Raw genomic sequence first — 7,104 nt, 5'->3', positions numbered from 1 at the left:
TCGTCGAGGTGTACGACAGGTACGGCCCGCCGTCGTGGTCGAACACGACCTCCTGCACGAAGGTCGTCTCCTCGATGCCGGGGTACCCGACCACGCCGGGACCACGCCACCGACCGACCAGCCAGGCCAGCGGGTAGACCTCCGGGGCGAGCCCTTCGGGCAGCACGAATGCCATGACCAGCCTTCCCTCCGGGTGGTCGCACCACCCGGCACCGTTCGTCGGACGCGTCAGCGCCCGACGTTCATCGACCGCCGCGGTACAGGCGATAGACCACCAGGCCGGCGAACCAGCCGATCGTCAGGGTGGCCGCCACCAGCAGGCCGATGAACACTCCCTCGAGCGCACTCATGCGCTGATGGTAACGAGCCTGGGGCCTCCCCTGTTCCGGTGACGACGGCGGGGCGCCCCCTGGTGGCCGCGAGCACGTCGTGACGGGCCGTCCGGAGGCCGCGGACCGGGTGTCGGCCCGGTCCGCGACGACCGGCGGTCAGGCCGTGCGGGCGGTCCGGGCGCGCAGCCGCACGCCCAGCAGGTACAGCTCGCAGCCGAGGCACAGGCCGAATGCCGCGTTGAGGAACGCCGCGACGAGTGCCACGGCTGCGGCGACGGGCGCGGCCACCGGGGTGACGAGCACGGCCAGCAGCACCCCGACCCCGGTGACGACCAGACCGACGAGCTGGGCGAAACGCGGCGGACGAGGGTCTTCCAGCTCGCTCGGCGGCGCCAGGCGCGGGCGCACCAGACGCGCGTAGAGCTGCCCCTGCCAGGTGCCCTGGGCACCGCGGGCGACGCCGAGCGCGAAGCTCGCCGCGACGAGGGTCAGCAGCACGGTCGCCGGGGTGCCGCTGCCGAGCAGCAGGACCACGACGAGCAGCACGGCGGTGATGCCGGCCCCGACACGCGGACCGCGGGGGTCGATGCCGGCAGGACGGGTGGGCCGGGGCGTGCCCGCGGAGGGCGGGCCGGACGGGTGCTGTGGGGTGGTGTCGGACATGGGGGTCTCCTGAGGTCTGAGGGTGCGCGGCGGCGGGGCTGCGCGGGTGGCGGGCACACGCGTCCCGGCGGGTGACGCGTGCGGCGCGACCACGGGGTGGTCGCGGGGGCCGGGGACACCGCCACCCGGCCGTCGGTCGCCCGGGGGCGACGCGGTCAGCGGGCGGTGGCCCCGCCGGGACACGCGTCCGGACAGCCCTCAGCGGCACCGGCGTCGGAGGCGGCACCGGCCGCGGGAACAGCATCGGCGGCAGGAGCGGCATCGGCGGCAGGGGCAGCCGGCACGGCGGGGGCGACGGGCGCAGCAGCGGGCACCGCGTCGAGCGCCGCGAGGGCGTGCCGGCGGTCGCTCGCGCCGGACATGCGGCCCACGACGCCGCCGTGCGCGTCGAGGACGAGCGTGGTGGGCGTGCGCATCACACCGAACCGCCGCACCAGGTCGAGGTGCTCGGTGACGTCGAGGTCGACGTGCACCAGGTCGTCGTGCTCGGCCACGAGCTCGGTGAGCACCTGGTGCGTGCGGCGGCACGGGCTGCACACCTCGGACGAGAACTGCACGAACGTGGCCCGCGCACCCAGATCGGCACCGAGCTCGGCCGGGGCGATCCGCTCGTGCGTGAGCGTGGTCGCCGCGGCGTGCTCCTGCGCCTCGGCCTGCGTGACGTGCGCCGCGGCGAGCACCGTCGGGTCGACGGCCGTGAAGCGGCCGTTGCGCGCACGCCACCACAGCCCCAGCAGGGCGGCCACGGCCAGCACCGCCAGCACCACGAGCACGCGCGCCGTCACCGCTCAGCCCACCAGGACCCGGCCGGCGACGTACACGACGATCCCGGTGACGGTGACCGGCAGCGTCACCGCGGCCAGCGCCGGCGTGCGCCGCTCGAGGGCGGGCACCCGGTGGAACAGCGTGCTCAGCGAGGCCATGAGGACTCCCACGGCGAGCCCCAGCACCGCGCCGGCCACCCGGTCGACGGAGGGCAGCGCGAGGGCACCGAGGGTCCCGGCGGCGGCACCTGCCAGAGCGGTGACGATCGCGCGGGTCCACGGCGGGAGCCGCAGCACGGACGCCGCGGCGGCGACGGCGAGCGCCAGGGCACCCGTCACGACGAGCCCCTCACCGCCCGGCGTGCGTCCGGTGGCGACCCATCCGGCCACGGAGATGGCCACCAGGGTGCCGGCGACCGTGCCGGAGACCGACTCGACCAGCCCTGGCCGCCCGTCACGGCGGAGCATCTCGTTGATGAAGGCCAGCAGGATCGCCCCGGCGAAGACCACGGGCAGGAACCTCAGGAACGGCTGCTCGATCGCGCTGTGCACCGCGACCACGCCACCGATGCCGCCCAGCGCGACGACCGCCGACGACCCGGGCGGGTACGGCAGGTCCAGCAGCGCGGGCCAGCCCAGGGCGAATACCAGCGCCAGCACACCGGCGAGCACCGCGACAGGGAGGTCGCCGAAGTACCCCGCGACAGCGACGAGCGCGGCGAGGACGGCCGTGACGACCGAGCGTGTGGCGACATGCACGGGCGACATCCTCGCAGACGGCCCACGACCACCCGGGACACGTCCACCCGTTCGCCGCCGGACGGTCGGCACGGGCGAGCGTCCGGGAGCGGTACCGTGTCCCCACTCGCACGCCAGGAGGTCATCGGTGGCAGATCTGCTGCTCCTCACTCCGGCGTCCGGGGGCTCTGCGCAGGTGCTCCCGGCACTCGGTCTGCTCTCCCACCGGGTCCGGGTCCTTCCTGTCGAACCGTCGGCACTCGTCGATGCCCCGGACGCGGACATCGTCGTGCTCGACGCGCGCCGCGATCTGGTGAACGCGCGCACCACGTGCCGCCTGCTGCGGGCGACCGGGCTGATGGTTCCGCTGGTGCTCGTGCTCACCGAGGGTGGCCTCACGGTCGTCACCGCCGAGTGGGGCGCGGACGACATCATCCTGGAGACCGCCAACCCGGCCGAGGTCGAGACCCGGTTCCGGCTGGTCATGGAGCGGTCGGCGGCCGCGGGCTACGACGACGCCCCGCAGGAGATCAGCTCGGGCGAGCTCACCATCGACGCCGGGGGCTACACGGCCCGGCTGCGCGGGCGCCCCCTCGACCTGACCTACAAGGAGTTCGAGCTCCTCAAGTACCTGGTGCAGCACCCGGGCCGCGTGTTCACGCGGGCCCAGCTGCTGCAGGAGGTCTGGGGCTACGACTACTACGGGGGCACCCGCACGGTCGACGTGCACGTGCGGCGGCTGCGCGCCAAGCTCGGCCCCGAGCACGAGCAGCTCATCGGCACCGTGCGTAACGTGGGTTACCGGTTCGACCCCCCGAAGGAGCGCCGGGTCGCGATCGAGGACCAGAGCGAGCTCACGGCCGACGCCTGAGCCCGACCGGGTCCGCGTGGCCCGCGCTGCGCCCTGACCGGGCCTGTACGGTGGCTCTCGGTGTGCCGGGAAGCCTGGTCGGCGTCCGCTGACCCCTGCCCGGAGGCCGATCATGACCGCGTCCCCACCGCCCCCTCCCGCCCCGTCGGCGCCGTCGTCGGACCGTCGGCCGGTGCGCCGCCTGTTCGCCGCGCTCAGCCCTGGTGCCGAGCGGAACCTGCTCGACACGCTGCGCGGTGAGCGCGCCGGCGGTGTCCTGCTGCTGCTCGGCACCGTGGTGGCGCTGGTGTGGGCGAACACGGCAGGCGAGTCCTACACCCAGGTCCGCGACACCGTCGTGGGGCCCGCGGCACTGCACCTGGACCTGACGGTCGGCCAGTGGGCCACCGACGGGCTGCTGGCGATCTTCTTCTTCGTGGTCGGCCTGGAGCTCAAGCGCGAGATCGTCGTGGGCGAGCTGCGCGACGTGCGCACGGCCGTGGTGCCGATCGTCGCCGCGCTGGGCGGCATGCTCGTGCCGGCCGGCCTGTACCTGGCGGTGAACCTGTCGGCACCCGACGGGGCACCGCAGGGGTGGGCGGTGCCGACGGCCACCGACATCGCGTTCGCCGTGGCGGTGCTCGCGCTGGTCGGCCGGAACCTGCCGTCGGCGCTGCGTGCGTTCCTGCTGACGCTCGCGGTCGTGGACGACCTGCTGGCGATCATCGTCATCGCCGCCTTCTACAGCGATCAGGTCGCGTTCGGGTGGCTCGCGGCGTCCTTCGCCGCCGTGGCCGTGCTGTGGTTCGTGCTGCGCCGCGGGTGGACGTCGCCGCTGCTGCTCGTGCCGCTCGCCCTGGCGGCGTGGGCGTTCATGCACACCTCGGGCGTGCACGCGACCATCGCGGGGGTGCTGGTGGGCTTCGTGGTGCCGGCCTCACCGGCCGCGACCCAGCGCGCGCTGCGACTGCCCGACCTGCCCGAGGAGTCGCTCGCCGAACGGTTCGAGCACCGGTGGCGGCCCGTCTCGGCAGGGTTCGCCGTCCCGGTGTTCGCCCTGTTCGCCGCGGGCGTGCCGCTGTCGGCCGGGTCGTTCGGCGAGGCCTTCGCCGACCCGGCGGCCCTCGGCGTGGCGCTGGGGCTCGTGCTCGGCAAGCCGTTGGGCATCCTGGCGGCCACCTGGCTGGTGGCCACGTTCACGCACGCCGCGCTCGCACCCGGGCTGAGCTGGGGGGACGTGCTCGGCATCGGTGTGCTGGGTGGCATCGGGTTCACCGTCTCGCTGCTGGTCGGCGAGCTGGCGTTCGGCGACGGTTCGACCCACGAGCACGTCGTCGTGGCGATCCTCGCCTCGTCCGCCGCGGCGGCCCTGCTGGGCGCGACCGCCCTGGCGGCGCGCGGTCGGCGGCACGCCCGAAGGGTCGACTCGGGTGACGTGGCCGCCGCGGACGGCTAGGTTCACTCTCGATGACGACGGTCGACTCCTCGACGCTCCTGCTCGACGGGCCCTGGCAGCACCGGTTCGTCCCCGCCAACGGCGCCCGCTTCCACGTGGCCGTGGCCGGGCCCGACGACCGTGACACGCCGCTCGTCGTGCTGCTGCATGGCGTCCCGCAGCTCTGGTGGGCCTGGCGTCGGCAGATCCCCGAGCTCGCCGCCGCGGGCTACCGCGTGGCCGCGATGGACGTGCGCGGCACCGGCTCGTCGGACAAGCCGCCGCAGGGCTACGACTGCCCGACGCTGGCGGCCGACGTCGCCGGGGTGATCCGGTCGCTGGGTTCCGAGCGGGCGGTGGTGATCGGCTCGGGGACGGGCGGCGACATCGCCTGGACCATGACGGGCACCCACCCGCAGGTGCTGCACGGCATCGGGGTGCTGGGCGCTCCCCACCCGATCGACCAGCGTGCCGCCGGTGCTCGCGCGCTGCGGCTGCGGGCGCTGCCGCGGCTGGCGTTCGCGCAGCTGCCGTCGTTCCCGGAGCGGGCCATGACGGAGGGCATGCTCGTCACCCGCATGCTCACCGAGTGGGGTGGTGCACCCGGGTGGCTCGACGCGGCGACGGCCGAGACGTACCGGCGTGCGGCGCGGGTGCCGTTCGCCGCCCACAGCCAGCTCGAGCAGCTGCGCTGGTTGGCGCGTTCCTCGGTCCGCCCCGACGGTCGCCGGTACCTGGCGGCCCTGCGTTCCGCTCCCCCGCTGCCGGTGCTGCAGGTGCACGGCGGTCGCGACGGGTTGCGTCCGGCACGCACGGCACCCCTGTCGGCACAGACCCGTGCGCTGGTGGGTCAGCGGTACCGGTTCGAGCTGGCGCCGCAGGCCGGTCACTTCCTCCCGGACGAGGTGCCCGAGCACGTGACGCGGCTGCTGCTCGACTGGTTGGCCGGACTGGGGCTGCTGCCGGCGACCGTCAGTCCTTGACCATCGCGGCCGCGAGCACCGGGTCGAGCTCACCCGTCCCGGCGGACGGGCACTCCCGCTGGACGGGGCACGCACCGCAGGCCGGCCGGCGGGCGAAGCAGGTGCGCCGCCCGTGGAAGATCAGGCGGTGCGAGAGCACGGTGAGGTCGCGCCGCTCGACGAGCGCACCGACCTCCTGCTCGACGACGACCGGGTCGTCGGAGTCCGTCCAGCCCAACCGCCGCGACAGCCGCAGCACGTGGGTGTCGACCGTGAGCCCGGGGATGCCGAACGCGTCACCGAGCACCACGTGGGCGGTCTTGCGTCCTACCCCGGGCAGCGTCACCAGGTCCTCGAGCCGTGCGGGCACCTGGCCGTCGAACCGGTCGACGAGGGCCTGGCCGATGCCGATCACGGAGCGGGCCTTGGCACGGAAGAACCCGGTCGGATGCAGGATGTCCTCGAGCTCACGCACGTCGGCCGCGGCGCAGGCCGCCGCATCCGGGTAGCGGTCGAAGAGCTCCGGGGTGACGAGGTTGACCCGGACGTCGGTGGTCTGCGCGGACAGCACCGTGGCGACGAGCAGCTCGAAGGGGTTGCGGAAGTCCAGCTCGCACCGGGCGTCGGGGTATCGCTCACCCAACGCCCGGAGCACGCGTCGTGCGCGACGCACGCGCGCCAACGGCGTCTCGTCCGCGAACCTGCGGCGTGCACCGGGCCCTGCGAGCTCATCCACACCGGCAGCGTACGTTCCCGCTGCTCCGACGGGGTGAACGCCGGGGCCTGGGACCGCGCGAATGCGGTGCAGGACCTCAAGCCGCACGGTCCGCGGGTCGACGCACCCAGCAGGGGACGAAGGGGAAGACATGACGCTCATGGACAGCCAGCAGGTCGTGGACCTGCGGCTCGACCGGCGTGCGCTGCGCGCCGAGCGTGCGCGGGTGGCCTGGTGGCGACGGCTGGTCCGGGCGCGCCTGGATCTCGCGGTCGCCCGGGTCTCGAGCCCTCCGCCGCTGGGTGAGGACGTCGCGTTCCAGCTGCCGATCGAGGTCGGCGTGCACGTGCCGCGCGGGAGCGAGCTGCGGTCGGTGCTCGACGGGCCGGACCCGGCGGCCGAGCTGGCGCGGGTCGACGAGCTGCGTGACCTGGACTCCCGGCTGGCGCTCTACGAGGCGGGAGTCGAGGAGGCGTTGCAGACCACCACGAACCGCCTGGCCTCCCACCTGGCATCCCACCCGGGATCGACCCTGGCAGCGATCACGGAGCTCCCGGGCCGCGGATGACCACCGCGATGGGGCAGACTGTCCGGTGAACGGTCGCTGATCTGCGGCCATGCCTCCGGTGCACCTCCGCCCCGGGG

At 74.6% G+C, this 7,104-nt stretch carries 9 protein-coding genes; 4 read left to right on the top strand and 5 right to left on the bottom strand.

Annotated elements, in window-relative coordinates; genetic code table 11:
• The 4 genes from ACTHAM_RS17300 to ACTHAM_RS17285 all read right to left on the bottom strand — a co-directional run.
• Positions 1–175 (bottom strand): FABP family protein (locus ACTHAM_RS17300; protein ID WP_440689760.1); only part of this gene is annotated, 175 nt, incomplete at its 3' end.
• 313 nt (positions 176–488) lie between these two features.
• Positions 489–995: a DUF4395 domain-containing protein gene (locus tag ACTHAM_RS17295; RefSeq protein ID WP_440689758.1), complete on the bottom strand. Its 507-nt coding sequence runs from the start codon at positions 993–995 to the stop codon at positions 489–491.
• Positions 996–1,150: 155 nt separating this feature from the next.
• Entirely contained in the window at positions 1,151–1,780 is a 630-nt protein-coding gene (locus ACTHAM_RS17290; protein WP_440689756.1) for a thioredoxin family protein, read from the bottom strand.
• A gap of 3 nt (positions 1,781–1,783) precedes the next feature.
• Entirely contained in the window at positions 1,784–2,527 is a 744-nt protein-coding gene (locus ACTHAM_RS17285) for a hypothetical protein (protein ID WP_440689754.1), read from the bottom strand.
• Between the two features lie 118 nt (positions 2,528–2,645).
• On the opposite strand from ACTHAM_RS17285, the gene ACTHAM_RS17280 reads away from it, so the two are divergent.
• From ACTHAM_RS17280 to ACTHAM_RS17270, 3 genes are all read left to right on the top strand, one after another.
• Positions 2,646–3,368, top strand: coding sequence for a winged helix-turn-helix transcriptional regulator (locus ACTHAM_RS17280; protein ID WP_440689752.1), 723 nt, complete (start codon positions 2,646–2,648; stop codon positions 3,366–3,368).
• Between the two features lie 112 nt (positions 3,369–3,480).
• Positions 3,481–4,803 carry a Na+/H+ antiporter NhaA gene (nhaA, locus tag ACTHAM_RS17275; protein WP_440689750.1) on the top strand — a complete coding sequence of 441 codons (1,323 nt, stop codon included), beginning with the start codon at positions 3,481–3,483 and terminating at the stop codon, positions 4,801–4,803.
• 11 nt (positions 4,804–4,814) lie between these two features.
• Entirely contained in the window at positions 4,815–5,765 is a 951-nt protein-coding gene (locus ACTHAM_RS17270) for an alpha/beta fold hydrolase (protein WP_440689748.1), read from the top strand.
• Here the strand turns inward: ACTHAM_RS17270 and nth are convergent.
• The gene (gene nth / locus ACTHAM_RS17265; RefSeq protein ID WP_440689746.1) at positions 5,755–6,480 is read right to left on the bottom strand and encodes an endonuclease III; all 726 of its coding nucleotides are present in this window, start codon (positions 6,478–6,480) and stop codon (positions 5,755–5,757) included. The genes ACTHAM_RS17270 and nth overlap by 11 nt on opposite strands.
• A 130-nt stretch (positions 6,481–6,610) precedes the next feature.
• Here nth and ACTHAM_RS17260 point away from each other — a divergent pair, with 130 nt between their 5' ends.
• Positions 6,611–7,027: a hypothetical protein gene (locus ACTHAM_RS17260; RefSeq protein WP_440689744.1), complete on the top strand. Its 417-nt coding sequence runs from the start codon at positions 6,611–6,613 to the stop codon at positions 7,025–7,027.
• The last annotated feature ends 77 nt before the right edge of the window (positions 7,028–7,104 follow it).

The organism is Cellulomonas soli, from assembly GCF_052036975.1.
Classification (GTDB): Bacteria; Actinomycetota; Actinomycetes; order Actinomycetales; family Cellulomonadaceae; genus Cellulomonas; species Cellulomonas soli_A.
This window is presented reverse-complemented; position numbering and strand designations above follow the sequence as displayed.

Coding starts and splice junctions, on each gene's coding strand:
- ACTHAM_RS17295 (WP_440689758.1), bottom strand. CDS start 995: ATGTCCGACACCACCCCACAGCACCCGTCCGGCCCGCCCTCCGCGGGC.
- ACTHAM_RS17285 (WP_440689754.1), bottom strand. CDS start 2,527: ATGTCGCCCGTGCATGTCGCCACACGCTCGGTCGTCACGGCCGTCCTC.
- nhaA (WP_440689750.1), top strand. CDS start 3,481: ATGACCGCGTCCCCACCGCCCCCTCCCGCCCCGTCGGCGCCGTCGTCG.
- ACTHAM_RS17270 (WP_440689748.1), top strand. CDS start 4,815: ATGACGACGGTCGACTCCTCGACGCTCCTGCTCGACGGGCCCTGGCAG.
- ACTHAM_RS17260 (WP_440689744.1), top strand. CDS start 6,611: ATGACGCTCATGGACAGCCAGCAGGTCGTGGACCTGCGGCTCGACCGG.